We start from the raw sequence: 24,364 nt of genomic DNA, 5'->3' as shown, positions 1-24,364 counted from the left end.
AGGGGAAGGGGCAGGCGCATCGAACTGGTCGAAGATATTAGCCATCGCTATCGCCCCAGCACAGACGCCGAAGCGCCCTGTCCATACTTCGCATCGAACTCCTGACGGGCGCCGGGATTGGCGCGCAGGAACTCGATCGCCTGCGCAGGAGCCGCGACGGTCTGGCGCTGCTGCGGCTGCTGGGCCTGGGGCTGGGCCTGCTGGGGAGCGGGCTGGGTCATTCCGCCCTGCTGCCGGCCCTGGCCGCTGCCGGGCTTGTAGAACCCGCCGCCGCGAAGCTCGTCTGCGCGCTGCTGGCTGAAGCCAAGACGCTTCTCAGCCATGGCGATGCCCCTGTCGTAGATCTTCTGACGGACGTTGTCGGGCTGGCCGATCGAGCCTTGGATATCGAGCAGGATCTTGCGCTCGCCCTCGGTCGGGGCAGATCCAAAGATGGACTTGAGCTGCGCAAGCGCCTGGCTCGTCACCACGTTCTCAAGTTCAGCCGTGGACTCGCCCTGCTGAGGGCTGCCGATAAGCCGATCAGGCACCATCCAATCCGGCAGGTTGTTCGCAACCGATGCTTTGCCGCTGGCGCCCCAACCGCCGAGAGCCTGAGGCGAGAGCTTCTTCGCGGTCTTAAGCGCGTCGATTGCCGTGTTGGCCGCGAGCACGCCCTCGTCGGCATCGAGGATGGCTTTCTTGTCCGTCGCGGTCAGCGGCCCCATGTCCTCGCGCGGCATCTTGCCGGTCAGGACATAGCCCTGATACCCGGCATCGCCCGGCTTCAGCCCTGCTGCGGCCGCTCCGCCCTTGCGACCCTCGACCTCCTCGGCCGGCGTCGTCTTGGTCTTCTCGCGAGCGTACTCGTTGGGACCCTTCGCGGTCGTCCAGCCCATGGACTTGGCATAAAGATATTCCTTCACGCTGTCGGGCACCTTGGAGGCCTCAAGCGCTTCCTTCAGGAATATCTCGCCGACGGCGCGAGCGTTGGCAGGCAGGTTGGGGTTGGCGAGCGCAGTCGCGATCTGGTTTGCCTTGCCCTTCGCTGCCTCCATCTGCCGGGTCGCGTGATACTCCTTGGCTTCCTCGCGGTTGGTCGGGCGCGGCATCTCTGCGCTTGGGACCGGCGCGACGGGCTGAGCAGGAGCCGGAGCGACCGGAGGCGGAGCGCCTTGCGGTGCATAGCCCTGACCTTGGGCCGGGGTCGCGCCCATGGCCGGACGATCGGCGAACGAGGGCTGCGCCGGACGCGAGGCGGCAGGGTTCTGCGGCGCCTGTTCCAGAGCCCGCCCCGACCGCTCGGCGCCAGGCGTCATCGCGAATACGCCCGAGGCCGGAGCGGGCGACTGACCGCGACGCTGCTCCTCGCTCTGGACCAGAAGCTGACGGGCTCCGGCGTCGTTCGCGTTTGAATAGTCGGGCTGAGCCGGCCCCGCATTCGGCATTTGGCCGATGGCCGGGACTGCCCCACGGGCCGGCAGATCGGCGCCGAGGTCGTAGGGGCGCGAAGGCGGCATCGGGTCGTTGCTGGCGCTGTCGGGAACGCGGGGCTTGCCGAGCGCCGTATTCATCCACGGCTGAGTGGCTCCCTCGCTCTGGAAAGTCGGATCGAGGCGCTGACCGTCCTGAATACCGTTGAAAGTCCGGCCGTCCATGGGAGGAGAACCGGGGACCGCAAACCCGGACTGACCGCCGTCCATCAGGGCGGGCGTCGCGCCGGCTGCGGGCATGTCCGGATCACCTTGCGCAACCCGAGAGCGCTGGCCGCCGTGGCGGCTAAAGTAGTCCATCAGCGACGTGCCGTTTTCGTCGCGGGCATTGTACGCGCCGCCGCTCTCGACGAACTTGCGCATCCCTTCCTTGCCGCCGAGATGGGCGACGGCGCGCAAGCCGTCGATCGTGACCGGCACACCGTTGATCGGCTGGCCGACAAGACGGTCATAGCCGTTCGCCTTGATGGTCAGATCGATATCGTTCCAGTGCCAGCGCTCTGCGCTCTGCTGAAGCTCCGGCGAGGCCATAAATGCGCGCGGCGTCGTGCCAGGCGGAATCGCCCCGGCGTCCTGGGCTTCCTGCAAGCGGGCCTGTCCAAATTGGATGCGCCCGAAGTGACCGCGCTGGCCTCCTGCTCCTACCGCGTTGTTCTCGGCATTCCAGCGTCCACCGCTCTCGTTCTGGATCAGCGACGCCGGGCCGGATCCTGTCGAAGGTGCCGGCGCGGATGCATCTGAACCAAGCAAACCTCCACCACCGAGGACGCCGAACAGGCCCCGCGTCGCTTCCTGCCCAAGCGTGCGGGTCTTCGCCGCCTCGCCCATCCTCAGCAGTTCGATCGCATTGCCCATGTCGCCGAGGGTCGCTAGACCGCCCGCAGCCTTGGTGTGGTCCAGCGTGCCGTCAGCGATGCCCTTGCCGATGCGCGCCCGCTCCTCGCGCTTCCGCAGTTCCTCGTCGCGCTTGCGGGTTTCCTCATCCTGCTTGCGCATGTCCGGGATAAGGTCGCCGAGGGTCTGCCCGAGATTGGCGAAGGCGCTGTTCTCCGCCCGGTAATCGGTGCGCAAGTTCGGCATCTGAAACGGGCGGGGCTGGAAGATGGCCATCAAGCCTGTCCTTCGCATTCGATGACCGCCCGATAGGCGCCATGGTGGTCGTAAATGTCAGACCAGGCCGCGATGATGTCGTCTTGCAGGCGATCGACCATGGCGGCGTCGCGGGGGGCGTGTTGCAGGACCAGGAGCATCTGAGCCGCCAGGGCACGGACGCGCTCTGCGGCAAGCGCGGCCGATACGATGTGCTTTTCGATCGGGAGCGGCGGGCTCTGCGATTGCGCTGAGAGCCGCGCCTGCTGGCCGGCGGCGAACTCGTGGACGGTCCCGCTCATGCCGACACCGAACGGTCGTTGCGCCCAGCCGCGAGAGCCACGCGGATCAGGGCGCGAACCGTGCTCGACAGCGACGTGTCACGGCGATCGGCCTCAGCCTCGACGGCTGCTCTCAGCTCGGGCTCGACGCCGCAGATCAAGGTCGCCGTGCGCTTGCCTCGCTTGGATCGGCATGGATGCATGGACGCCTCCTGAAATTCGAGTTCGATCATGCGCGTTTAACCGATAAAAATCAATGATTTCAATTTGTTGTGCATTGGATTGCACTGACACGCATCGACATGCACTGACGCGCACGGGCGCCCACTTGCGTATTGCGCGCGCGGTTAGGTTTTGCTCGAATAGCGAGCAGCCTGGGGGCATCTATGCATCGGCCTAAGAAAACCACCCGCTTCCCAAACAAACAGAAATCGCTTTTCCGGCCCGAGAGCCACGCCGCAGCTGACCGCCTAAACAAGGCGGCGGAGCGGGCGAGCTATGCTGCTAGCGAGTACCATTGCCCAACCGAGGCGGGAAAGCGTCCTACATGGCGGCCCAAACCTGCCATGCACTGCGAGCGGCGCTGGCGAACACAGGAAGCTCTCAACGCCATTCGGACGGCCATATTTGCGGGCAGAGTGTCTTCCGCTTGGACTGAAGTCGGCTTCCCAAGGTATGTCTGGCACCAGGAAGGCGAAGTGTGGTATGAAGCTCGAACCGAAGATCGGAAGGCGGGCGAGTATCACGGACATCCTGTCGAGGGCATCGGCATTCCAAGAGAGCTTCGCCGATGACCGATTTTAAGGTTCACACAAGATGGATCAGAGTGGAGGCGCGAGACATCGCGGCCGCGACCGCTTGTCATCTTAAGGTGATGCTCGCGGACAGAAATCTTACCGAATACACCGGCGAAGACACTCCCAGCGCGGACGGCCTCGAAATCCCGGCATACTATCTAGCGGAGTGGGTCGCGTTAAATTGGTGGGCGCTCCTTTGGGAGCCCCGCAAGAATGAAGACGAGGCCGATTCTGACGACTTCCTGAGCAGGCACGCTTTCCCCGCCGCGGATAATGGCTACGCGCTCCCCGACCTGAAAATCATCCCTGTTGGGGACGTGATCGAGATGCGAGCCAGTCGGCGCCGACCTCTATTCGCTGGCGTTCGTTTTCGCAACGGCGCCTTTGCATCCCTCCCCCGCCAGCTGGTGGTTTCCGAGTTGAGGAAATTCATTTCGGTTACGTCAACACACCTTGGCTCTCGCGGGTTTACGGGCACGCCCCTCCAGGAAATGGTTGAGTTGATTTCGACCACCGAACCGGAGCAGGAGGCCTATTGCCGGATGGTTGGGGCGCTTGGCCTGTCTCCATATGCAGAAAACGAAACACTCGACGGACATTTGGCCGAGGCGATCCAGAATCTCGGCGAGCGCGTTGCAATGGATCTTTGTTTGGCGGCAACCGCAGAGACATTCGCAGTGGCGGAACGCCGGGCCGGTCTGGCTCTAGAGCTAGCCGGCAGAAGCGACCCGGCAAGCCTTGCTCCACTATCCCCGATAGCGCCGCCGCCCGATATCCTGACACAAGAAGCCTGGCGTCGAGGAGTCGCCGCAGCTGCGCGCGTTCGTGACGGTCTCCGGATATCGGAGACGGACGCCAAGGGCGGAACAGCTTTTCTTGAGCGGCTAGGGATCGAATTGGAGAAGGCGACCCAGCTCGCTTCGACAGACAATGAAGATGTAACCGGCGCGGTTATCAGAGACGATCTTGCGATGAGATTGGGGCTGATCCAGCCACGGAAGGAGCAGCGCCGTTTTACTGCGGCCCGAGGCGCATACGCGGCTTGGACCGCCGAAAGCGCTCAGAATTCGCAATTGCTAACCTACTCGTTGACAAGAGATCAACAAGCCAGCAGAGCTTTTGCGGCTGAACTCATGGCACCCAAAGCGTTCATTCGATTGCGATACAGGACCGCCGAAAAATCTAAACATCTGGTTGATGATATCGCGGCCGAACTGACGGTAAGCCCCGAAGTGGTCAGGTATCAAGCCGAGAATAATGGCCTGATCTAGCATGAACACGCGGCATGCCCTTCGCCATCACGCGGTGGGGCGCCTTAGCTTGTAAATTTTCTGCCCGAACGCATCCGCCGTCGCCATGTAGCGCTGCGCGGTGCGCTGATCGATCCCGCATCCCTGCTCCAGCCAAGGCAGCCAATTGCCGTGGCCGAGCTTGTCCTTGATGCCGGCGAGCGAGCGGCCGGCCTCTACCGCCATCTCAAGATGAAGCTGCTGGCTATCGACAATACGCTTGGCGACGGCGCGCGCCTCGCCCACGATGCCCGCTGGCAACGCACTGTATTTGAAGCCTGTCGAGATCGAGCCGGGCTTTGCGATGGCGGGGGCGCTCCTATCGAACAAATCTCCGGTTGCTGTGTGCATTTCAGCCACCAAGCCTCTTGCGACGCTTTTCCGCTCGCGACGGCGGCATGTTTTTCAGCGCCTCGATGAAGGGGTCTGGCAGCCGATTTTCCTTTTCGGTCGCAAGCGCAGTTTCGATCGAAGGCCAATGCCATCGCACAATCTGCCCTCTGCTAATGTGTGCTGCCGGAATGAAGCGGGTGCGCACCCACGTTTCAAAGGTATCCACGCTGATCATCAGACGCTCGGCCGCTGCCTGGCGAGTGACAAAGACGGCGGTTTCCGGTGCTCGTGCCATCAGTGCTCTCCGATCGTACCATCCGCGCGCTTCGCTAACCTGACGCCAGCGCCGCCGCCGTTCTCGGGGATGAACTCGACGCCACCCGATACAAGCGCCGCACGTATTGCTTCAACAGTTCGATCCTGCGCCGCGAGAGGCCCCGGCTTGCTCTCCAGCCGCTTGATGGACGGCAAGGATACCCCCGACGCATTGGCAACGTCCTTCTGCTCCCATCGCAGGAGCGCCCGCGCCGCCCGCATCTGCTCACTTGTCAGCATAATCAATCCCTAAGGAATTAAATGATACCTGAGGGATTGACAGTACCCTGAGGCGCGACTTATACCTGAGGCATCATACAGACATGCCGAAGGCAAGCAAATGCTCCTCGCTCAAATTCACACCGCCCGCATCACCTTCGACTTCGCCGCCATCATGCGCCGCGCCCATCACGAGGCCCGGTTCGCTCTCCAGCTGAGCCGCGCCCGCCGCGAGCCGGCCAGCGCCCGACACGCCATCATGTCCCGCTTCCTCAAGAAGGCATGGGCCGCAGCCAAGGCCGACGCGTTCTGCCTGCGCCGCGCCGCCGAACAGGAAATCGCCGTCCGCGCTCGTCTGACCGCCCGTGCTGCCGAGGCTGTCTCGCTCGCGGCGTCCTTCGGGAATGACCCCGACGCCATCCGCTGGGAGATCGAGCGCGAGAACTATCGCCAGCATTTCAACCCGGCCCGCGCTGATGCCCTGCGCGCTGCCCTGTCCAGCATGGGAGCCTGACCGATGGATCTCCGCCTGCTCACCTTCAACTACTGGATCGAGGCCGCTCGCGATCAGCTCGCCCGCGCCGCGCTCTACAGCGCGCCCGTTGTCCGGGCTGATTTCCTCAGGATGACGCAGTCTTTCGTTCGGCTCGCACTTCGCGCCGCCAATGCCATGGGCTGCGCCGCCCGCAAGGCGCTCTGCCTGCGCATCCTGAACTGGCTCCGCGCCGATCTGATCCACTGCACCGCCTGACAGCCTGACCACTCACCCAACAGGAGATACTCAATGCTCAACGCACACGTTGGGGCAGCCGCTACCGGCTTGCCCAAGTCCAGCCGCCGCGCCTTCCTCGCTTCCGCCGCCGCGCTTTCGGCCACCCTGCCGGCCGCCGTCGCGGCTGCCGCGCCTGCCGATGACCCGATCTTTGCCGCCATCTCGGCTTGGCGGGAGGCCGATGCCACGTGGCTCGCAAAGCTGGACAAGCATTGCGAGGCCGAGAATGCATGTGCGGCCGAGAACGCGCTGATGGATCCCTGTCTCCAGATCGAACTCTGCGGCGTGCCGTTCTCGTTCAAATCGAACGCGGAAATCACGTATTTCCTGCGCAACCTTCCCAACCGGGGGGCGTCCGCGACTGAGAATGTCGAGCGCATGGAGGCCGCAGAGCAGCGTCTGCGCGAGGCGCTGGAGGCCGAACGCCAGCGCGTCGAGATGGTCCGCTCAAAACACGACCTCGACGCTCTGGAGGCGCATCATGAAACCGCCAGCGATGCCGCGAGGATTGCGCTCGGCCGGGTCGTCGAGACCGTTCCGACAACTCTCGCTGGCATTCGGACACTGGCGGAGCTGATGGCCGATCCGGACCTGTTTTACACGGGCCAGAGCGAGACCGGCCTTGCTTCGCTCGCCGCTGCCTGCCGCGCCTTGTTGCCAGCCGCCTGAGCCGCCGCCTGACCCTCCGACCCATCCCTTCATAGAGGAGTGCTCTACGATGCCTAGAGCCTCGACCCGCCGCGCTTTCATTGCCGGCACCGCCACGGCCGCCTCTGTGCTGGCCGCACGGTGCGGCCCGCCGGCCTTTGCCGCGACCTCGCCCGACGCGGAACTGCTTAGCCTCGGCGCCGAGTTCGATCGCATCATCAGCGAAGCGGATTCGCTATGGTCGCGCTTCCGAGCGACGGCCGAAGGATCAGACGAAGCCCGCGCCCTCAGCGAGGAATGCGATACGTTTTGGCCCCGAACCGAAGTGGCGGCTAGCCGCATCATGGCCGTGGCGCCTGTCACCCTGGCTGGGCTCGCCTTGTGGGCGCGCGTCATGCTCTGGCGGTTTGATCCGACCCTTTCGCGGCATCGTCGCCAAGCCCTCGCCGGAGCTGGACGAGTATGGCGTCAACGAGGCCTTCGCCCTCGCGGCGGCGATCGAGCGCATGGCAGCGCAGGCGGTGCAATCATGAGCCCGGTTCGCATCACGGCTCGCCAGGGCAAGACCCGACCAGCCCGAACCACCTACCGCGTCAAGCCGGTGACGCTCCCGACCTTCGGCTTCTACGGCCATCTGCCCGTCGTCTATGCCGATGGCGAATTGCTGATCGGCCGACGCGTCATTCCGCTGGAGCGCCGGTCATGAGCCTTGCTGATTTCGAACGAGCAGGCACCGGCCGATATCTCGGCCCGCTGGTCCACGGCGAACTCGACGGCCTGCTTGAGCCACTGAGCCAGGCCGAGCGCCGCGATGTGCGCGACATGCTGGAGTTGATCGCCCGGCGGCTCGCGGTCCGGTCGGACGGGATCAAACATTTTCGGTCCCGGCTCGACATGGTCATCGCGTCACTGATCGGCGTCGGGGGCGATTGCGATCTGGAGCCTTCATCCGACGATGAGGGCGCTCAGTGCGACGACGAAGGCGAGCCCCGACGACAACGGCCTTGCCGGCCAAGCCGGACATGACGAGCAGATGGCGCTGGGCGGGGCGGCGCTTTGGTTCCTACAGATATTCTAGCGATGGCAGAGCGATCCGCTGAAGGCACGCGGCAGCAGGGCGGCGCAGACCCGGGGTGCCAACCATCTTCGTCAGCAGCAGCATAGAAAATTAAATGATGGCGGTTTGGATAACTCGATAAAACGAGGGTGAAACTCGACACCTCGCAGAGTCGTTGGCCATACGACGCCCATTTTGGGACTGGTCGTTCCCGGAGCCGCCCCAATGAAAAACTTCATGGCACGCGATCTGGCAGGGTCTGTAGTCGACGCGCTGACGTCGAGCATCTGCGTTGTGGATTTGAACGGGCAGATACTGGGGGTGAATCGCGCCTGGGCTGAGTTCAGTACCGGTAACGCGGGTGGCGCTGATTATGAATATCGGGGAACCAACTATCTGTCAGTTTGCCAGCAGTCTGCAGGAGCAGCCTCGGCTGAGGCATCGGAATTTTCGAATGGCCTACAAGACGTCCTTCAGGGGCGGAAAGAGGTTTTTCAGTTAGAATACCCCTGTCATTCTCCCACCGCGTTGCGCTGGTTTCTAGCGAGAGTGACGCCGCTTGTCCGACAAGGGATCAAAGGGAGAAGCGAAAGAACTGGTGCAGTCGTCTCGCACATGGATATCTCAGACCGCAAATTACTAGAGCTGGAATACGCCAAGCTAGCCTCCACTGATCCGCTGACAGGTTTGCCTAATCGACGTTTTTTTGAAGAATATGCAAAGCTCGAAATCGAACGTCTGCGCCGGTTTGGGGGATCAATGTCGCTCCTGATGATTGATCTAGATAAATTCAAGAACATTAATGACACCTATGGCCATATTGCTGGCGATGATGTGCTCAAGATGTTCGCCTCTCACGGAAAGAGCGTATTCCGAGCAACCGACCTCTTTGCACGGATCGGGGGCGAGGAATTTGTTGCTCTACTCGTCGGCACCGATAAACCCGGCGGATTGCTGGTAGCCGAGCGGCTCAGGTCGAGCATTGCTGAGTTGAATATCCGGACACGCGCCGGCGTCATCCGGGTCACAGCCAGTGTGGGGCTGACAGCAGTCACGATGAAGGATCGATCAGTGACATCACCGCTTCGCCGCGCTGACAAAGCGCTGTATCGGGCGAAGGAAAGCGGCAGAAACCGGGTAGAGGTCGCGGCTTAAGCGTATCTTCCTTCCTGCGAGCCTCCCATGCGGCCTTCTCGTTGAGGCGACGATGTCGCAGCGGCGGATGAAAATGAGAGTTCGCCGGTGAAACGGCGAAACGTGGGGCCTACGTGTTTTCCGCTCCAAATTTGGGCTGCGACAACATGTCCGATATGCGCCGGGATACATATCCGTGCGGCAGCGGCCAAAAATGGGAAAGTTGGCCTGATTGTTGGCCTTTTTCTGAAACGTGATTCGTAATCATGTTTTATCTAAAATGCTTAGCCCATTACTTGAGTGCCTCTCCTGGGCACCACTCTTTTTCCTCAGCAGGACAAAGAGTTACGGTTTTGTAAGGGCTTATCGGCTATCCGCTTTCACACAGCGGTTTCACACATGGCCCTTGCGATGCCCCGTCCCTTCGCTACCAAGTCGGGATCCTACTACCTCAACGTTCGGGTGCCGAACGAGCTGCGCGAGGTCGCGCGCGGCCGCGCCGTGACCCTGCCGATCGCCGGCGAATCGGTCACCGTCACCGTCTCCGACAAGGTCTATGTCTCGCTGCGCACCAAGAGCGCGAGAGAGGCCAAGGAGCGCTTTCAGACCGCGCTCGGTCGGCTGGCCGCGTATTGGGATTCGCTGCGTATCGCTCCCCTCGCCCTCAAGCCTGACGAGGTGAAGGCGCTGGCCGGCGAAAGCTATCGGGACGCCGTCACGCAGCTCGAGAGCGACTACGATTTCAACGACCGGATCGAGGCCTTCGTCCAGGAATACGACGAGGCGACGCAGTGGCATCTCGACCATGGCGTCGATGATCCCAAGCTCGCCGAACGCATGGCGTCGATCGAGATGCAGTATCCCTTGGCGCTGCATGCCTATGCGTTGCGCCATGGCGATGGCGTCCTGTCGCGGGAGGAGATCGTCGAGGCTGCCTTCGGCGAGGACGCGCGCCAGCTCGTGGCCGAAAAGCAGATGCAGGTCGACGAGACGTCGATCCGACGGGTGGCCAAGGAGCTCGTCAACATCGCCGAGGCGTTCGGCGATCTCGCCATGCGCCGCCTGGCCAGCGCCGATCATTCCGACGAGATCGGCAAGAACCTGCCGGCGTGGAAGGCGCCCGTCACACCCGTGCAAGCTTCGGGGCCGAAAGGCGACCGCGAGCTCGAGTCCATCGCAGATCTCTACAAGCGCTGGTGCGCCTATCAGACCGACAAGAAGGCGGCGAGCACACTGCGCCGGTATGGCCCATCGCTCGAGTCGCTCGATCGGTTCTGGAAGGGCAAGGATTGGAGACTGGTCAGCGGCGACGACATCTTCGCTTGGGCGAACCATCGCAGGGATGTCGACGGTATCGCCCCGCGGACGATCAACCGTAACGACCTCGTCGCCGTTTCCTCGATCTTTGCGTGGGCGACGACGCGACAGGGTGGCCGCAAGCGTGATGAGAACCCCGCCAGGGGTATCAAGCTCGACGTGGATCGAAAGACGACGACCAGGGAGAAGCATTTCGAAGATCACGAGGTCTCCGCGATCCTGATCGCCGCGCGGAATGCCAGGCCGAGCCGGCGCTACCCGCGCGCTTCCGCCTCGCGCCGGTGGGCGCCATGGATTTGCGCCTACACCGGCGCCCGTATCCAGGAGGTCTGCTGGCTCAGCCGCCACGACATTCGGCAAGAAGCCGGCATCTGGGTGATCCACTTCCCGACGACGAAGACGAATGTCGCTCGCAAGGTACCTTTGCACCCTGCGCTGGTCGACGAGGGCCTTTTGAGCTTTTGGGAAAGGGCTCCAGCCGGCTTCCTGTTCGTCGGCGACGTTCCTCAGAAGGAGGGCGCGACGCGCAGCCAGCAGGAGCAGCGCGCCAGCGAGCTGGCAGAATGGGTCCAGGAGCAGGTCACCCTCGAGGACGGCGTCAGCCCCAACCACGGCTGGCGACACACCTTCGTGACCCGTGCCGAGGAAGCCAACATCTCGAAGCGCTTCAGCAACGCGATCACCGGCCACAACCACGGCAAGGACGTCTCGGACGGATATTTCCGTGGGCGGATGTCCGCCTTGAAGGTGAGGATGGACCGGTACCCACGCTACGTCATCAGCAAGAGCTGAGGTTGCGCCACCGGCGGACCTCGCTCGATTTGCTCGGCGATCAGTCCGCCGGCCCTACTCGGGGATGGCGTGTCACATCGGACTTAGACCGCCGGAAGCGCTTTGACGTAGCCTTGGCCGAGCGACTTGTAGCTGACGAGCTTGCGCCGCGACGCCGGATTGGTGACCCAGTCGTGGATGATGGCCTCGGCGATCCGGATGAGGCGGTCCGCGTCATCGGATTTCGGGCGGAAGAAGTAGAACTCCTTGGCCTCGCTGAAGCGCACGCTATCGCCGAAGCCGTAGGCCGTCTGCCGGGTGAACTCGGCCGGGGCGTAGCCGATCTGGGCGCAGTGGCGCCGCGCTTCGGGCGTCTTCAGCCAGGCATTGAGGGAGGCATGGTGCATCCGCTGGTGCAGCCGCTCCTCGAACTCGTCCCGCGAGAGCCCCAGCGGCAGCCGGACCGGGAGGCAGCGGTCGCTGATCGACACCGGCGAGCCAGGCAGCGGCATCCCCTCGGGCAGGATGTGCTGCAGCATCCAGTTGTCGAAGCCGCGATCGCAGCAGAGGTGCCCGTCGGCGCTGATGGTGATGCTGCCATAGCGATCCCGGTTGAGCTCGCGCACACGGTTGGTGAGCTTGACCTGCGACGTCACCGATACCTTGTGGATCGCGGCGAAGAGGCGCTTGGCGACGCCGAGCAGGCCGGTGGCGACCTGCGGCATCCGGTGATCCTCGCCGCAGCCGGCGCAGTAGATGTAAGCCAGCGTGCCGGGGACATAGGCGTTCTGGAAGGCCTCGCTGGTGAAGGCAGCAGCCGACAGCGGCAGGAGCGCGACGCCGCCGACCCGCGGCCAGCGCACCGGCCACCAGCGCGTGACCGCGCCTGCGCTTCCGGGCGGCAGCAGCGGGACTCCGGGCTGCTTCGTCGAGGTCTGGGGGCTCTGCGGGATGAGGCCGGCACCGGTGCCGGCGGGTGGTGTGATCGATTTGGTGGTCATTGTTCGGTCTCGGTTAGGTCGTCGAGCGGCTTTCAGGGGGGTATTCCCCTTCAGCCCTCACTTTCATGCTCCTTCCCCGCCTTCTGACGACCGTCGCGCCCGCGATGGAGTTCTGCCTTCCCCTCGCGCCCGCGATCACCTGTATCCGCCATGGGATGGATGAACCCGATCGGTCGGCTTTGCGCCGTGCCGATGGCGAGCGCCTCGGCGGCTTCGATGTCGCCGATGGTCAGGGCGTCGCGCTCCTGCGATGCGGCGAAGCCGAAGGCCAGCCGCAACAGTTTGCCGAGGCGACGCGGGTTGTGCCGCGCGGCCCGCAGGAGGACGTCATCGGCCGGCATCGCCACGGCATCTCGCAGTTCGGCAACGACGTCCTCGGCGACCAGTCGCGTGACCGACAGAAGCGCTTTTCCGACGGGGGGATCGATCGCGAAGGTCGTGAAGCGGTCGATGATGAAGGCGGGCAGCGCCTCGATGTCGTTGGCCGTCGCGATGACGATCGCGCCCGAGAGGTCGAACGACACGCGGACGAACTCGTCGACGAGGGCGCTGCTGTTCTCGCGCTCGAGCACCGTCAAAAGCGTGTGGTAGGGCTTCTCGGACGAGTGGGTCACCAGCTTGTCGACCTCGTCGAACACGATGACGGGCTGGGCAGACGATCCCGATGCCATCGCCTCGGTCAGCACGCCCATGCGGGCGGCCTTCCACGAGCTCGGGTGCCCAACCACGAGCGCCTGGGCGTCACTGTTAGTGGCACAGCTGACAGAATGGATGTCGGTTCGAAGCGCGCTGGCGATCTGCCGGCTTGCATGGGTCTTGCCGGTGCCGGGCGGTCCGACCAGCAAGAGCGGCGGCACGAACAGCGGCGTGCCGGTGCGGATCGCGAGGTGAACGGCGCGGCTGATCAGGTCGATGATCCCCTCGAAGCCCGGACAGAGTCTGCGGGCCCGCGCGAGGTTGGCGATATGCTCGTCGCTTCCAAACAGCAGTTCGCGGCGTCCGTCACGCGGATCGTGGTGGAGACCGATCAGGCAATCGAGTCGGGACTGGTCAGACTCGTTCAGTGTCGGCAGCGGGGAGCCGAGATACTCTTCCCTGTCGCCATAATACGGCCTGCCGATCAGGAGTTCGATCTGGCGTTCGACCGCGGCGTGGTCGTAGACCGCCATCATCGTGGCGCTGTCGTCGATGCGTCCAGGCGACGTTTCCGTGATCGGGACGTCAGCATCGGCCGTCGGCTTTTCCTCGGTGGTGGTCTTTCGGGAGGCTGTGCGCTTCGCCCGCACGACACGCGCCTTGAGCGCTTGGTCCGCGAACGCGAAGTCGTAGGTGTCCTTGGTCATCGAGCTGGTTTCGCTATTCCACCGACCCTGAGCGTTCGACGGGGTGGTCGGTCCGACCCTCCGTGAACCCGGTTCAACGCGAACAGGCGGCACCGCGCGGCGCCGCCTGTCATGAGGCCGTGAACGTCGCTCATCGTTGATGAGCGACGTTGATAGTGGGATGAACGAGGTTCAGACGATGTCGCTCCACGCGATGTTCGGATGCCGCCAGCGGAAGGGCGCGCTGCCCAGCCGGACCGCCTCACGTGAACGCTCATAAGCGAGCATGACGGCGGCGATCATGTGGGTCGGATCGGCGCTGCTGACGCGGTCGTTGACCAGCGTGATCAGCTCGACCTTGGCGGCGATGTCGTCCCGATCATCCCGGCTCGGCCAGAGGGCGGCCTGCGCGAGGAGCGAATAGGCCGAGATTAGAGCGCCCTCGGACGCCAGCCGCAGTTCGGAAGCATCCGGCCCCAGCCGCATCGCCTGCACCCGGAGCTGGTCGGACGCCACCAGCAGCTCGCGGGCGCGCGCGATCAGTGGCGCCACCGAGGGACCATTGAGCGCAAACATCGCCAGGCGCTGGCACTCGGCCTCGCCGTAGGTGTCGCCATCCCGCAGCATCACGTTGTCCTCGGCGCGGACGTCATGTCGGACAGGCCAGGACGCCAGCGCGCGATCATCCGGTGTCGGCGTCGCCGGCGCCGCGACGCGCAGATAGCCCGGATGAAGGGCGGCGAGTACGACCCGCAGATGACGGTCACCACGCAGGTGGCGCTGGGTTTTGGGATCGGGGTGAAGCGAGAGTTTCGCTTTGGCGACCTCACTGTCGTCAACCGGCCAAATCGCGACGATCGCCTCGTCGGCCGCGGCCAGCAGCTGCAGGCCGGCCTGGGCCAACCCGGAGAGCCGCCCGAAGCCGACGCCGTGCGGGCGCACCCGGAGCATCGCCTCGAAGAAGGTTGCGGACCGAGCGGCCTCGGCCAGATCCGGTTTCGCGCGACGCAGCGCGATCAGGTCGCTGATCAGCGGGTCCTGCGGGAGGATCGCCACGAGCGCTCCGAGCGGCTGCGTGATCGGGCGGGCGTCCTGGGCGAGAGGCTCCTCTTCGAGAGGAACAGAATGCGTTTCGTCAGTCATGTGGATCTTTCGTGTGGGGTTACAGCCATGGTGCTGCTGCCTGCCCATTCTCCCGGGACGTGAACAAAGGCGCCCCTGAGGAGCGCCTTCATCTCGTCTGACGCGGCTCTGACCGTCCTCGCGTCGTGTTACTGCCGTGTTGTTGCCGTCCTGGCTCGGCCTCGCCCATGAATGTGGTGGGAGTGCCGTCCTGGATCCTCCTTGCAGCCAACCCGGCCTTCTTGGCCCGCGGCGGAAGCCACCGATTTGGACCGGATGTGCGCAGGGAGCCTTCCTGCGAGCTCCTGACCCGATCTGTCCTTCCTGGGCGCGTCCTGGCGCCGTGTTGTTGGCTACCGGGTCGCCCATGCCCTCCCCGGAGCCCGTCAGATTTCGGTCTCGCCCAGGCGCGCGGTGAGCGCGCCAAAGCTCGACTGCATCTTTTCCCGATCGCGAAGGCGAGTTCGACGATGGCCTTATGCTGCTGCGGATCCTGCCTCGTCCGCATCAGCTCGCGCGCCTGGGTCTTGACCTGATGGTCCTCGGGACCACGGCTTGGCCAGAGCCCGATCCTGGCGAGATCGGCGAGAGCCAGGATCGTCGCGCCGGCCTGAGCCCGGCCGAGCCTGTCGCGATGGGCCGGGCTGAGCTCGCCATTCTCATGCAGTGCTGCGAAGTTGTCGGCCCAGCGCAGATGGTGCCGGACAGAATCGAGTCGGTACTCTAGGTCGAGGTGATCGGTGACGTAGTCAGCCAGCGTTTTCCCACGTTCGAGCCAGTGAACCCCGGCGGGGTAGTCGTCACTGTCCCTGCTGGGCGCCAGTGCATTGGTCGCCGCGAGAAGACGGTCGGCTCCCGCGACGAAGACCCGCGGCGACGTCAGGGCCGCATTCACCGTGGGCGTGTCCAGGCCGAAGGCCGCGCGAGCCAGTTCGGCGGTCGTCGGGTTCTGATGCCGCTTCGCCGCTTCGACGACGCTCGTCCCAGCTGGGTCCGCCTTCGGGAACTGTAAGGATCGAGCAGCTTCAGGTTGCCTTTATCGGCTCCGGAGCGATCGGCGGCGGAAAGCTGAACTTCCGCGGCCGGTCCTTCGACATCACCGCGGCGGGCTTGGGCATTGGCGGCATAGGCGCCTCGCGACTACGGGCCACGGGCACTGTCTACGGGCTCCATAACGTCGATGATTTCGTCGGGGCCTATGTCCAGCTTCGCGAAGGCTGGGCAATCGGCGACGAAGGCAGAGGAAGGCTCTGGCTCCGGAACGCCAATGGTGTGACACTGCGCCTGAATACGCAGCGGAGGGGATTGCAGCTGTCGCTTGGTGCCGATGGCGTGCTGATCGGTTTTAAACGCTAGCGCCGGAAGACCGAGCCGACCTCGGCGCGTCGATAGTGCGTCGCGGCCGGCTCGCGGCGGTCATGGTTCCAGATAGCAAGTCTGGAAAAGGATGTTCGACTTCGGGAGGGGATATGCGGCGTATTCAATCGCGGCGGGTCAGCCAACTCAGGTGCAGCGTCGTTGCTCTGGGGTTGGCATTTTCAACGATGACCGCTTGGGCTGCGGATCGGTCAGCGCCGGCGCTCTCCGCGCCGGTGTTGACCCAACCCTCTGGCTGGCATTTCCAGGCCACGGCCTATGGCTGGGCGACCGCGCTCAAGGGCGAATCCGGAGTGCGCAACCTGCCTCCCGTCAGCATCGACATGAGCTTCGGTGACCTGCTGGAGAAGCTCAACGGCGCCGTGATGGGCTCGTTCCTCGCCAAGAACGACGACTGGATGATCCTGACGGATCTGATTTGGGCGCAAATTTCCGCCGATGCGCTCGTCAAGCCGCCGGGTGCGCGACGTCCGGTGCTGGCAGCTGTTCTGCCCGGCACGAGGGTCGAGTTCGAGATGCGACAACTCGTTGCGTCGGCCATCGCCGGATATCGTCTACCGCTCGCCAGCAGCGACTTCGACCTCTACGCGACCGCAGGCATTCGCTATCAGCGCATCACCGGTAAGATCGAGGCGACGCCCGGATTGATCCCCGTCACGATCAGTAACAGCAGCGTCGAGCAGTGGGCCGACCCGATTGTCGGACTAGCGGCCAACTGGCGCATCAATGATCGCTGGTTCGTCAATGGGCTTGTCGATGTCGGCGGCTTTGGCGTCGGCTCGCGTTTCACGACACAGGGCTTCGCCTCCGTCGGATACCGCTGGACGGAGTCGATTTCTACGGCTCTCGGCTACCGGGCGATTTATACGGACTATCGCAAGGATGGCTTCAGCTATCGTGCCACTCAGCATGGCCTGTTTTCTAGCATCGCTTATCATTTCTGAACCCGCACCAAACCGGCGGCTGACAATAATGGGGCGGATAAGACTGGCTCCGACTACCGTGTACTTTTTCGCCAAGATGAGGAGATGATCTCTTGAAGGCTCCCAAAATTTCAACGGCCATCGGCGCTCTTCTCCTGGGCGCTTCGCTGGGTTCGTCGCCCTCAGCCCTGTTCGCCCAAGATACAGGGACGCTAGACCAGTCCTCAGCCGACCGCCTGGCGCCGAAGCCGGGCTATTCTCCTTATGCCGGCCGCAACTTTCCGACACGACCGTTTTTTGGCGACACGCATCTTCACACGGCTTTCTCGATGGACGCGGGCGCATTCGGCGCTCGTCTCGGGCCGAAGGAAGCCTACAGGTTCGCTCGAGGCGAGGAGATAACCGCGTCGGCTGGAGAGCGCGCCAAGCTGTCCCGTCCGCTAGACTTCCTCGTCGTGGCCGATCACTCCGATGGAATGGGGTTCTTCCCTCTGCTCGTGGGCGGCGATCCCGTGATCATGGCGAGCCAGCAAGGCAAGAAGTGACATGAGATGGTCTTCTCCGGCCAAGGCGCAGCGGCCGCAATCGACATTATCCAGAGCTTCGGCAAAGGAGCGATCGACAAAGAGATCATGCCGCTGCCTGGAACGCGCACGTTCCAGTCGGCTTGGCAGCAGACGATCAAGGCCGCCGAGGAGGCGAACGAACCCGGCCGCTTCACGGCGTTCATCGGCTTCGAATGGACCTCGAACACGGGCGGCAACAATCTACATCGCAACGTCATTTTCCGTGACAATGCCGCGCGCGCCAGCCAAGTCGAGCCCTTTACGACGCAGGCGCCTCTTGGCAGCGACAATCCCCGCGATCTTTGGAAGTGGATGGCGGCCTACGAGGCGAAGACCGGCGGCAGCGTTCTGGCGATCGCTCATAATGGCAACCTCAGCAATGGCCGGATGTTTCCCCTGATCGAATCATTCACCGGTAAACCGGTGGATAAGGAGTACGCGGAGCAGCGCGCCAAATGGGAGCGCCTTTACGAGGTGACCCAGACGAAGGGTGATGGCGAAGCCCACCCCTTCTTGTCGCCCAATGATGAATTTGCCGACTTTGAGACCTGGGACAAGGGAAACCTCGACGGCAGCGCCGTCAAAACCAAGGAGATGCTTGAATTTGAGTACGCCCGCTCTGCGCTGAAGAACGGCCTGTTGTTGGAACAGCAGCTTGGTGCCAACCCCTACAAGTTCGGCCTGGTTGGCAGTTCCGACGCCCATACCGGGCTCGCGGCAATGGAGGAGGACAATTTCTTTGGCAAGACCACGCCGCAGGAGCCGAGCCCAGAACGAATGATGAAGACCTTCTTCGCCAACCCGCAGACTGGTGTGAAGATCATGGATTGGGAGGTCTCTTCGTCCGGATACGCCGCCGTCTGGGCAACAGAAAACACGCGCGAGGCGATTTGGGACGCGATGCAGCGCAAGGAGACCTATGCGACGACAGGTCCGCGCATGGCGGTGCGGTTCTTCGGCGGCTGGGAGTTCGACGAGGCGGACGCCCGTGAGCGGCTGCCCGCCTATGTCGGCTATCGCAAGGGCGTGCCGATGGGCGGCGACCTGAAGAGCGCTCCGGCTGGTAAAGTCCCGACATTCCTCGTGGCCGCGCTCAAGGACGCGATCGGTGCCAATATCGACCGGATCCAGATCATCAAGGGCTGGGTCGGCAAGGACGGCAAGACGCAGGAGAAAGTCTACGACGTCGTATGGTCGGGAGACCGCAAGCCGGGTCCTGATGGAAAGGTTTCATCGGTCGGCAGCACGGTCGATATCCAGAACGCCACCTGGACGAACACGATTGGTGCGCCCGAACTGATCGCCACATGGAAGGACCCGGATTTCGACGCAGCTCTGCGCGCCTTCTACTACGTACGCGTTCTCGAAATTCCGACGCCGCGCTGGACCGCTTATGACGCCAAGCGCTTCGGCACGAAACCGCTGCCCGGCACACGGATGACGGTCACAGAACGCGCCTATACCTCGCCGATCTGGTACACGCCGTGACATTCCGGCGCTTCCCTCGACATCTGCTTCCGACCATAGCTCTGGTCGCGGGGACGACGCTTGCGTCAGCCTGCGGTTTCGAGGACCCCAAGGGGGCCGATGCGGCGCGCGGCGCACTCAACTGGGTCTATCCCGAGGCACTGCACGTGACGTCTGCCGTCTGGAGGGCCCAGCTGGAGGGCACCATACTGCGCGACCAGCGGCCGGAAGCGGCCAGAGCCCTCCTGGGCTATCGCAGAGCAGCGGCGGATCTTTCCAGGCTTCGGGACAGGCTCGTCTTGGTGATGGACGTGGAGACTGTGCCCAGCCTTTCCATCCTACTGATCGGGCCGATGCTCTGGACCCGGTTTGCGCCCGCGCAAAGCGGGGTGAGTGTAGTTTCGCATGTCGACGGAGCTCAGGCATCCGACGTCGTCATAGTGACGGAGGAGTCCGTCGTCGCTGCGCTGATGTCGGGACGGATCACTCCGTCGGCCGCGCGACAGCAGGGATTGCTGCGCCTCTATGGTCCTATCGAGGGGCAAGGTCGGATTTCCGCCTGGCTCGATCGTCTGCCTGCACCGATGACGGCCGTGACGCTGCCGCCATAACGCCACGCAACGTCATGAACCGAGCTCTGCGATGATCCTACGCCTACTCAAAGAGCCCCTGGCACACTTCCTGATACTCGCGCTGGCGATCTTCGGGCTCTACGGGGCTGTCAACAGGAACGACGAGCCACGCTCCGGCGAGATCGTCGTAACTGGCCCCAAGATCGAACAGCTTGCGGGCCTCTTTACCAAGACCCGGCAGCGCCCGCCCACTACGAGCGAACTGAAGGGCCTGATCGACGATCACGTTAAGGAAGAGATCCTCTACCGCGAGGCGCTAGCGCTCGGGCTCGACAAGGACGACACGGTGATCCGCCGACGCCTGGGCCTGAAGATGGAGTTTCTCAGTCAGGCGCAGGCCGAAGCGGCGACGCCGAGCGAAGCGGAATTGGAGGCCTTTCTAAACGCGAATTCCGATCGGTTCTATGTCGAGCCGATGCTGGCCTTCCGACAGGTCTTCTTTAGCCCGCAACGCCGCGGGGAAGGGATCGAGCAAGACGTGAACTCTGTGCTCGAGGTTCTGCGTGCCAAGCCCGATACCGATCCCGCGACGCTGGGCGACGCGACCATTCTGCCGACCGACCTGCTACCGACGCGCAAGGCCGCGATCGGCCAGATTTTCGGCGCGGCCTTCGCCGAAGCGTTGGCCCAGACCCCGCCCGGGGCATGGGCCGGACCTGTGAAGTCGAGCTTCGGCCTTCATCTCGTTCATGTCGGGGAAAGCCAGCCGGGTCGGGTGGCGTCGCTCGTCGAGGGTCGGGCCATCGTCGCACAGGAATGGACAAATGAGCGGCGTCGGCAAGCCGAGGAGGCGAAACTTGCCGAGCGGTTAAAGCGCTACCGCGTGAGGATCGAGACGCAGGCAGAAAGCGCAATTCAAACGGGGCGAAGCCCGTGATACGCCTACTTACAGCTCTGGTCTGCCTTTGGCAGATGCTTTCGGCTGCGCCGTCGACGGCCCATGAACTGCGCCCGGCCTATCTCGACATCCGCGAAACGGCGGGCGGCGATTTTGCCATCGTTTGGAAGACACCCGCGCTGGGTGAGATGAGGCTTGGGCTCTATGCTCGCTTGCCGGAGACGTGCAGTCCGAAGGGCGAGGCGGTCAACTCCTTCGAGGCGGGCGCCTATTTCGAGCGCTGGACGGCGCGCTGTCCAGGCGGCCTGAAAGGCCGCAGCCTGACAATAGACGGCCTGCGCACAAGCCTGACCGATGTGCTAGTGCGCCTGGCCTATGCCGATGGCTCGACAGGTGGCGCGCCTGACCCCTGAGGTGCCGACCCTCGTCGTCACCGCGTCACAGACCACGTTCGAGGTGGCCCAGACTTATTTTCTGCTCGGCGTCGAACATATCCTGATCGGCTTCGACCATCTGCTGTTCGTGCTGGCGCTGATGCTTCTCATCCGCGACCGCTGGATGCTGCTGGCGACGATCACGGCATTTACGCTTGCCCACAGCATCACGCTCGCAGGCGCGGCGCTGGGTTATCTGACCCTGCCGCAAAAGCCGGTCGAGGCGACGATCGCGCTCAGCATCGCCTTCGTCGCAAGCGAACTGGCCCGGTCCAGACCTGGTCAGCAGCGCACATCAGAAACCTATCCCTGGCTCGTAGCCTTTGCATTCGGTTTGCTGCACGGCTTTGGTTTCGCCGGCGCCCTGAAGGAGATCGGCCTGCCGCAGACCGACGTGCCGCTTGCCCTGCTGACCTTCAATCTGGGCGTCGAGGCCGGGCAATTGCTGTTCGTCGCGGCCGTTCTCCTTGCGATCAAGGTAGCGACCGCGACGATCCGTATCCCCTCTGTGCCTGTGCGCCTTGCTACGACGTACCTTATTGGAACGATGTCGATGTTCTGGCTAGTCACGCGTATCGAGAGCTTCTGGAGCTGATCGCTGAATGTTGGCAATACAGGCATGCGTCCGTCTGCGTGCTCTTGCTTGGCGCCATCGTGACCGACCAGATCTCGGCCTCGCCATCGATCCGGCAGCGCGGCTTATTAGCGACTTCGTCGATAACCAGCATAGCCTCTCGCCCGGTGAGAGCAGGCAGGACGGTGAGTTAATCTAGTCCGACCTCATTTTTGAACTCGGCGCGGCTGAGAACGTCTGCTTTCGGGCGGCGTACCAACGTCAGGAAGTGGCGCTTTCCGCTGGCGACAGACGGTCTTCGAAAAGCCACCTTAGTAACGATGAACTCTATGGGCGCTGCTGTCTCTTGACCTTCCCATGTGGGAAGTCCCATCTGTCCCCTCGGCATCAAGCAAATCGGTAGGAATAGTGTGAGGTTGGTCGGCGCACTGGCAAGCGGACTGAAGGCGGCCGCCCTGGTCGTCCTGCTGGCGCTTGCCTGGGCCACGCCTGCCACCGCGCATTCTGGGCACGGCCAGGCATCGAAGGCCATAGTCCACACCGCCGTTTCCCAACAGGGCACGCAGCGGTCATTGAACGACGCTTCGCTGGTCGAGACGGCCGGCGTCTGCCTTTCGGAACGCGAGCACGCCTGGACCGCACCGGATGACCGGCAGCGCGACGGCACCTCGGGCCGAGCCTGTTGCGGCACGATGTGCACCGTCGCCCTCATCGAACGCGGCATCGCCCCTCTTCCCCTAAGAACCCATCACGGCATTCGGCTCGCACCGCCGCCGGAGACGCCCCTCCTCGCAAGGTCTTCGGGTATCCACGCTAGGCCGCCACGAACCCTCGACATCGCCTGATCGACGGCCGGCATCCCGCCGCGCCGCCGGGAATGCCGTGCCGATGTCAGTGGGTTCCTCCTCATGTTCTCCTTATGCCGCAGCCTCGCTCGCTGCCTGATCGCGCCGTTGGCGCTCGCCTATCTCCTGTCGATTCCCGTCGCGGCCCATGAGGGCCACGACCATGGCGCCCCGGCGGCCGCGGTGTCGGCTTCTGGAACGCCCCGCCTGGCGCGTCACTCCGACGCCTATGAGCTTGTCGGAGTCTTGCGTGCGGGTCGGCTGACGCTGTTCCTCGACCGCTATGCCGGCAACGAGCCCGTTGCCGACGCGCGCATTGCGGTCGCGGTCGCAGGGGGCGCCGAGGTCGCGGCGACGCCGACGCCGGACGGCACTTACGTTCTGGCTTCCGACCAGCTTGTGGGCGCGGGTCCGCTGGAAATCGTAATCTCGATCACCCACCCCGGAGGCGACGATCTCCTGATCGGAACGCTGGATCGCCCGGCGGCCTCGACCGCGTCCCCCGCGCCCGCCGGGTCGGCGCCGACCGAACCGCGGGCCGCGAGTGTCACGATCGCCGGGAAGCAGGTGCCGGTGCTTCACCTGGCCACCGGCGCGGCCCTTGCGTTCGGGCTGCTGCTCGGCGTCGGCCTCCGACACGCCCGTCCAGCCATCCCGGCGATAGGGCTCGTCGTGCTGCTGCTGATCGCGGGCACGGCGATCGCGACCGCCCATGAGGGCCATGACCACGGCGACGCCGCCAAGGCCGCCCTTCCGGCGGGCGACACGCCCCGCAGGCTCGCGGACGGGGCCGTCTTCGCGCCGAAGTCGACGCAGCGGCTGCTTGGCGTGCGCACCCAGGTCGCCAAGCCCGAAGAGGCCGGCAGGACCGTCGCCCTGGTCGGACGCGTCATCGCCGATCCCAATCGCTCCGGCCAAGTCCAGAGCATCACCGGCGGGCGGATCGTCGCGCCGGCGGAAGGGTTGCCTCGGCTAGGCCAAGCCGTCCGGCGCGGCGACGTGCTGGCGACCGTCGAGCAGGCGGTGCCGCAGGCCGACCGGACCACCATCGCGGAGCGCGTCGGCGAGATCGAGCAGCAGATCGCCATGGTCGAGGCGAAGCTCAAGCGCTCGCGCGGGCTGGCCGAAAGGGCCATCGCCCCCCAGAGCCAGGTTATCGACGCCGAGATCGAGCTCGCGGGCTTGACGAAGAGGCGCGAAATCGTCGGACGCATCCGGATCGAACCCGAGGTGCTGCGCGCGCCGCTCGACGGCGTGGTCTCGGCGGTCCGGGTCGTGGCCGGACAGGTCGTTGGATCGCAGGACGTCCTGTTCCAAGTTCTCGATCCCGGCGGGTTGTGGGTCGAGGCGCTGTCCTATGGCGATGTCGACCTGTCGCAACTCGGCGGCGCCTCCGCGACGTTGCCAGGCGGCAAGCCCCTCGCGCTGTCCTTCCGCGGCTTCGGTCGGGCGCTGCAGCAGCAGGCGACGGTGGTACAGTTCTCGATCGAGGACGCACCCGCCACTTTGGCGATAGGGCAGCCCGTCCGGGTGACGGCCCAGAACGGGGCCAGCGTCGCCGGCATCATCGTCCCGCGCGACGCGGTCGTGCGAGGGGGCAACGGCGAGGCGCTGGTCTGGCGCCACACTGATCCCGAGCGCTTCGAGGCCAAGCCCGTCCGCACCGAGCCGTTCGACGCGACGCGGGTCGTGATCCGTGCCGGCATCGCGACGGGGGACCGCATCGTCGTGCGCGGCGCCGAACACCTCAACCAGATCCGCTGAAGGAG

The 24,364-nt window shown here is 64.2% G+C and carries 25 protein-coding genes and 1 pseudogene; 18 read left to right on the top strand and 8 right to left on the bottom strand.

Features of this window, described 5'->3' with window-relative positions; translation table 11 throughout:
- Positions 1–47 precede the first annotated feature (47 nt).
- Genes AXW83_RS24535 through AXW83_RS24525 form a run of 3 tightly spaced genes read right to left on the bottom strand, consistent with a single transcriptional unit; the run spans position 48 to position 3,045 of the window.
- Positions 48–2,582: a hypothetical protein gene (locus AXW83_RS24535; protein ID WP_066618658.1), complete on the bottom strand. Its 2,535-nt coding sequence runs from the start codon at positions 2,580–2,582 to the stop codon at positions 48–50.
- Positions 2,582–2,863: a hypothetical protein gene (locus tag AXW83_RS24530; RefSeq protein ID WP_066618655.1), complete on the bottom strand. Its 282-nt coding sequence runs from the start codon at positions 2,861–2,863 to the stop codon at positions 2,582–2,584. The genes AXW83_RS24535 and AXW83_RS24530 overlap by 1 nt, the downstream gene beginning before the upstream one ends.
- Entirely contained in the window at positions 2,860–3,045 is a 186-nt protein-coding gene (locus tag AXW83_RS24525) for a hypothetical protein (protein ID WP_156640378.1), read from the bottom strand. The genes AXW83_RS24530 and AXW83_RS24525 overlap by 4 nt, the downstream gene beginning before the upstream one ends.
- A 587-nt stretch (positions 3,046–3,632) precedes the next feature.
- On the opposite strand from AXW83_RS24525, the gene AXW83_RS24520 reads away from it, so the two are divergent.
- Entirely contained in the window at positions 3,633–4,910 is a 1,278-nt protein-coding gene (locus AXW83_RS24520) for an ImmA/IrrE family metallo-endopeptidase (RefSeq protein WP_066618650.1), read from the top strand.
- Between the two features lie 27 nt (positions 4,911–4,937).
- Here the strand turns inward: AXW83_RS24520 and AXW83_RS24515 are convergent, their stop codons facing one another.
- Positions 4,938–5,279 (bottom strand): DUF3102 domain-containing protein, encoded by a 342-nt coding sequence (locus AXW83_RS24515; protein WP_066618647.1) that lies wholly within the window; start codon positions 5,277–5,279, stop codon positions 4,938–4,940.
- Between the two features lies 1 nt (position 5,280).
- The gene (locus AXW83_RS24510; RefSeq protein ID WP_066618640.1) at positions 5,281–5,556 is read right to left on the bottom strand and encodes a hypothetical protein; all 276 of its coding nucleotides are present in this window, start codon (positions 5,554–5,556) and stop codon (positions 5,281–5,283) included.
- Positions 5,557–5,916: 360 nt separating this feature from the next.
- Here AXW83_RS24510 and AXW83_RS24500 point away from each other — a divergent pair, with 360 nt between their 5' ends.
- The 8 genes from AXW83_RS24500 (at position 5,917) to AXW83_RS24475 (ending at position 11,515) form a co-directional block, all read left to right on the top strand.
- Positions 5,917–6,309 carry a hypothetical protein gene (locus AXW83_RS24500; RefSeq protein ID WP_066618634.1) on the top strand — a complete coding sequence of 131 codons (393 nt, stop codon included), beginning with the start codon at positions 5,917–5,919 and terminating at the stop codon, positions 6,307–6,309.
- Positions 6,310–6,312: 3 nt separating this feature from the next.
- Entirely contained in the window at positions 6,313–6,546 is a 234-nt protein-coding gene (locus tag AXW83_RS24495) for a hypothetical protein (RefSeq protein WP_066618632.1), read from the top strand.
- Between the two features lie 33 nt (positions 6,547–6,579).
- Entirely contained in the window at positions 6,580–7,236 is a 657-nt protein-coding gene (locus tag AXW83_RS24490) for a sensor histidine kinase (protein ID WP_066618630.1), read from the top strand.
- Between the two features lie 386 nt (positions 7,237–7,622).
- Positions 7,623–7,748: a hypothetical protein gene (locus tag AXW83_RS28080; RefSeq protein ID WP_257722109.1), complete on the top strand. Its 126-nt coding sequence runs from the start codon at positions 7,623–7,625 to the stop codon at positions 7,746–7,748.
- On the top strand, positions 7,745–7,921 hold the full coding sequence (locus AXW83_RS27375; protein ID WP_156640374.1) for a hypothetical protein: 177 nt from the start codon (positions 7,745–7,747) through the stop codon (positions 7,919–7,921). The genes AXW83_RS28080 and AXW83_RS27375 overlap by 4 nt, the downstream gene beginning before the upstream one ends.
- The gene (locus tag AXW83_RS24485) at positions 7,918–8,241 is read left to right on the top strand and encodes a hypothetical protein (protein WP_066618628.1); all 324 of its coding nucleotides are present in this window, start codon (positions 7,918–7,920) and stop codon (positions 8,239–8,241) included. The genes AXW83_RS27375 and AXW83_RS24485 overlap by 4 nt, the downstream gene beginning before the upstream one ends.
- Before the next feature lie 256 nt (positions 8,242–8,497).
- The gene (locus AXW83_RS26840) at positions 8,498–9,427 is read left to right on the top strand and encodes a sensor domain-containing diguanylate cyclase (RefSeq protein ID WP_082767387.1); all 930 of its coding nucleotides are present in this window, start codon (positions 8,498–8,500) and stop codon (positions 9,425–9,427) included.
- Positions 9,428–9,706: 279 nt separating this feature from the next.
- Positions 9,707–11,515: a tyrosine-type recombinase/integrase gene (locus tag AXW83_RS24475; RefSeq protein ID WP_156640372.1), complete on the top strand. Its 1,809-nt coding sequence runs from the start codon at positions 9,707–9,709 to the stop codon at positions 11,513–11,515.
- An 83-nt stretch (positions 11,516–11,598) separates the two neighbouring features.
- Here AXW83_RS24475 and AXW83_RS24470 read toward each other — a convergent pair whose 3' ends face one another.
- The 3 genes from AXW83_RS24470 to AXW83_RS24460 all read right to left on the bottom strand — a co-directional run bounded on the left by AXW83_RS24470 (position 11,599) and on the right by AXW83_RS24460 (position 14,873).
- Positions 11,599–12,495 carry a hypothetical protein gene (locus AXW83_RS24470; protein WP_066618617.1) on the bottom strand — a complete coding sequence of 299 codons (897 nt, stop codon included), beginning with the start codon at positions 12,493–12,495 and terminating at the stop codon, positions 11,599–11,601.
- Between the two features lie 50 nt (positions 12,496–12,545).
- On the bottom strand, positions 12,546–13,838 hold the full coding sequence (locus AXW83_RS24465; protein ID WP_066618615.1) for an AAA family ATPase: 1,293 nt from the start codon (positions 13,836–13,838) through the stop codon (positions 12,546–12,548).
- 171 nt (positions 13,839–14,009) lie between these two features.
- Positions 14,010–14,873, bottom strand: coding sequence for a hypothetical protein (locus AXW83_RS24460; RefSeq protein ID WP_156640370.1), 864 nt, complete (start codon positions 14,871–14,873; stop codon positions 14,010–14,012).
- A gap of 544 nt (positions 14,874–15,417) precedes the next feature.
- Between AXW83_RS24460 and AXW83_RS24455 the strand changes: the two genes are divergently transcribed.
- The 9 genes and pseudogenes from AXW83_RS24455 to AXW83_RS24415 all read left to right on the top strand — a co-directional run bounded on the left by AXW83_RS24455 (position 15,418) and on the right by AXW83_RS24415 (position 24,359).
- Positions 15,418–15,666: a hypothetical protein gene (locus AXW83_RS24455; RefSeq protein ID WP_066618611.1), complete on the top strand. Its 249-nt coding sequence runs from the start codon at positions 15,418–15,420 to the stop codon at positions 15,664–15,666.
- A 742-nt stretch (positions 15,667–16,408) separates the two neighbouring features.
- A complete protein-coding gene (locus AXW83_RS24445; RefSeq protein ID WP_156640368.1) occupies positions 16,409–17,260 on the top strand; it encodes a hypothetical protein in 852 nt (283 codons plus the stop codon).
- A gap of 119 nt (positions 17,261–17,379) precedes the next feature.
- A pseudogene (locus AXW83_RS24440) lies at positions 17,380–19,293 on the top strand (DUF3604 domain-containing protein).
- Complete coding sequence (locus AXW83_RS24435) at positions 19,290–19,883, top strand: hypothetical protein (RefSeq protein ID WP_066618602.1); 594 nt, start codon at positions 19,290–19,292, stop codon at positions 19,881–19,883. The pseudogene AXW83_RS24440 and the gene AXW83_RS24435 overlap by 4 nt, the downstream one beginning before the upstream one ends.
- A 31-nt stretch (positions 19,884–19,914) precedes the next feature.
- Positions 19,915–20,781: a peptidyl-prolyl cis-trans isomerase gene (locus tag AXW83_RS24430; RefSeq protein ID WP_066618592.1), complete on the top strand. Its 867-nt coding sequence runs from the start codon at positions 19,915–19,917 to the stop codon at positions 20,779–20,781.
- On the top strand, positions 20,778–21,155 hold the full coding sequence (locus AXW83_RS28335; RefSeq protein WP_442855208.1) for a hypothetical protein: 378 nt from the start codon (positions 20,778–20,780) through the stop codon (positions 21,153–21,155). The genes AXW83_RS24430 and AXW83_RS28335 overlap by 4 nt, the downstream gene beginning before the upstream one ends.
- The gene (locus AXW83_RS24425) at positions 21,136–21,771 is read left to right on the top strand and encodes a HupE/UreJ family protein (RefSeq protein WP_442855207.1); all 636 of its coding nucleotides are present in this window, start codon (positions 21,136–21,138) and stop codon (positions 21,769–21,771) included. The genes AXW83_RS28335 and AXW83_RS24425 overlap by 20 nt, the downstream gene beginning before the upstream one ends.
- Positions 21,772–22,166: 395 nt before the next feature.
- Entirely contained in the window at positions 22,167–22,595 is a 429-nt protein-coding gene (locus AXW83_RS24420; RefSeq protein WP_066618589.1) for a hypothetical protein, read from the top strand.
- Between the two features lie 63 nt (positions 22,596–22,658).
- Positions 22,659–24,359, top strand: a complete 1,701-nt coding sequence (locus AXW83_RS24415) for an efflux RND transporter periplasmic adaptor subunit (protein ID WP_066618586.1) — start codon at positions 22,659–22,661, stop codon at positions 24,357–24,359.
- The last annotated feature ends 5 nt before the right edge of the window (positions 24,360–24,364 follow it).

This window comes from Bosea sp. PAMC 26642 (assembly GCF_001562255.1).
Lineage (GTDB): Bacteria > Pseudomonadota > Alphaproteobacteria > Rhizobiales > Beijerinckiaceae > Allobosea.
Note: the sequence above shows the minus strand (reverse complement) of the source record. Positions and strands in the feature narration are given on the sequence as shown.

Coding starts and splice junctions, on each gene's coding strand:
- AXW83_RS24535 (WP_066618658.1), bottom strand. CDS start 2,582: ATGGCCATCTTCCAGCCCCGCCCGTTTCAGATGCCGAACTTGCGCACC.
- AXW83_RS24530 (WP_066618655.1), bottom strand. CDS start 2,863: ATGAGCGGGACCGTCCACGAGTTCGCCGCCGGCCAGCAGGCGCGGCTC.
- AXW83_RS24525 (WP_156640378.1), bottom strand. CDS start 3,045: ATGCATCCATGCCGATCCAAGCGAGGCAAGCGCACGGCGACCTTGATC.
- AXW83_RS24520 (WP_066618650.1), top strand. CDS start 3,633: ATGACCGATTTTAAGGTTCACACAAGATGGATCAGAGTGGAGGCGCGA.
- AXW83_RS24515 (WP_066618647.1), bottom strand. CDS start 5,279: ATGCACACAGCAACCGGAGATTTGTTCGATAGGAGCGCCCCCGCCATC.
- AXW83_RS24510 (WP_066618640.1), bottom strand. CDS start 5,556: ATGGCACGAGCACCGGAAACCGCCGTCTTTGTCACTCGCCAGGCAGCG.
- AXW83_RS24500 (WP_066618634.1), top strand. CDS start 5,917: ATGCTCCTCGCTCAAATTCACACCGCCCGCATCACCTTCGACTTCGCC.
- AXW83_RS24495 (WP_066618632.1), top strand. CDS start 6,313: ATGGATCTCCGCCTGCTCACCTTCAACTACTGGATCGAGGCCGCTCGC.
- AXW83_RS24490 (WP_066618630.1), top strand. CDS start 6,580: ATGCTCAACGCACACGTTGGGGCAGCCGCTACCGGCTTGCCCAAGTCC.
- AXW83_RS27375 (WP_156640374.1), top strand. CDS start 7,745: ATGAGCCCGGTTCGCATCACGGCTCGCCAGGGCAAGACCCGACCAGCC.
- AXW83_RS24485 (WP_066618628.1), top strand. CDS start 7,918: ATGAGCCTTGCTGATTTCGAACGAGCAGGCACCGGCCGATATCTCGGC.
- AXW83_RS26840 (WP_082767387.1), top strand. CDS start 8,498: ATGAAAAACTTCATGGCACGCGATCTGGCAGGGTCTGTAGTCGACGCG.
- AXW83_RS24470 (WP_066618617.1), bottom strand. CDS start 12,495: ATGACCACCAAATCGATCACACCACCCGCCGGCACCGGTGCCGGCCTC.
- AXW83_RS24465 (WP_066618615.1), bottom strand. CDS start 13,838: ATGACCAAGGACACCTACGACTTCGCGTTCGCGGACCAAGCGCTCAAG.
- AXW83_RS24455 (WP_066618611.1), top strand. CDS start 15,418: ATGCTGCTGCGGATCCTGCCTCGTCCGCATCAGCTCGCGCGCCTGGGT.
- AXW83_RS24445 (WP_156640368.1), top strand. CDS start 16,409: ATGCGGCGTATTCAATCGCGGCGGGTCAGCCAACTCAGGTGCAGCGTC.
- AXW83_RS24430 (WP_066618592.1), top strand. CDS start 19,915: ATGATCCTACGCCTACTCAAAGAGCCCCTGGCACACTTCCTGATACTC.
- AXW83_RS24415 (WP_066618586.1), top strand. CDS start 22,659: ATGTTCTCCTTATGCCGCAGCCTCGCTCGCTGCCTGATCGCGCCGTTG.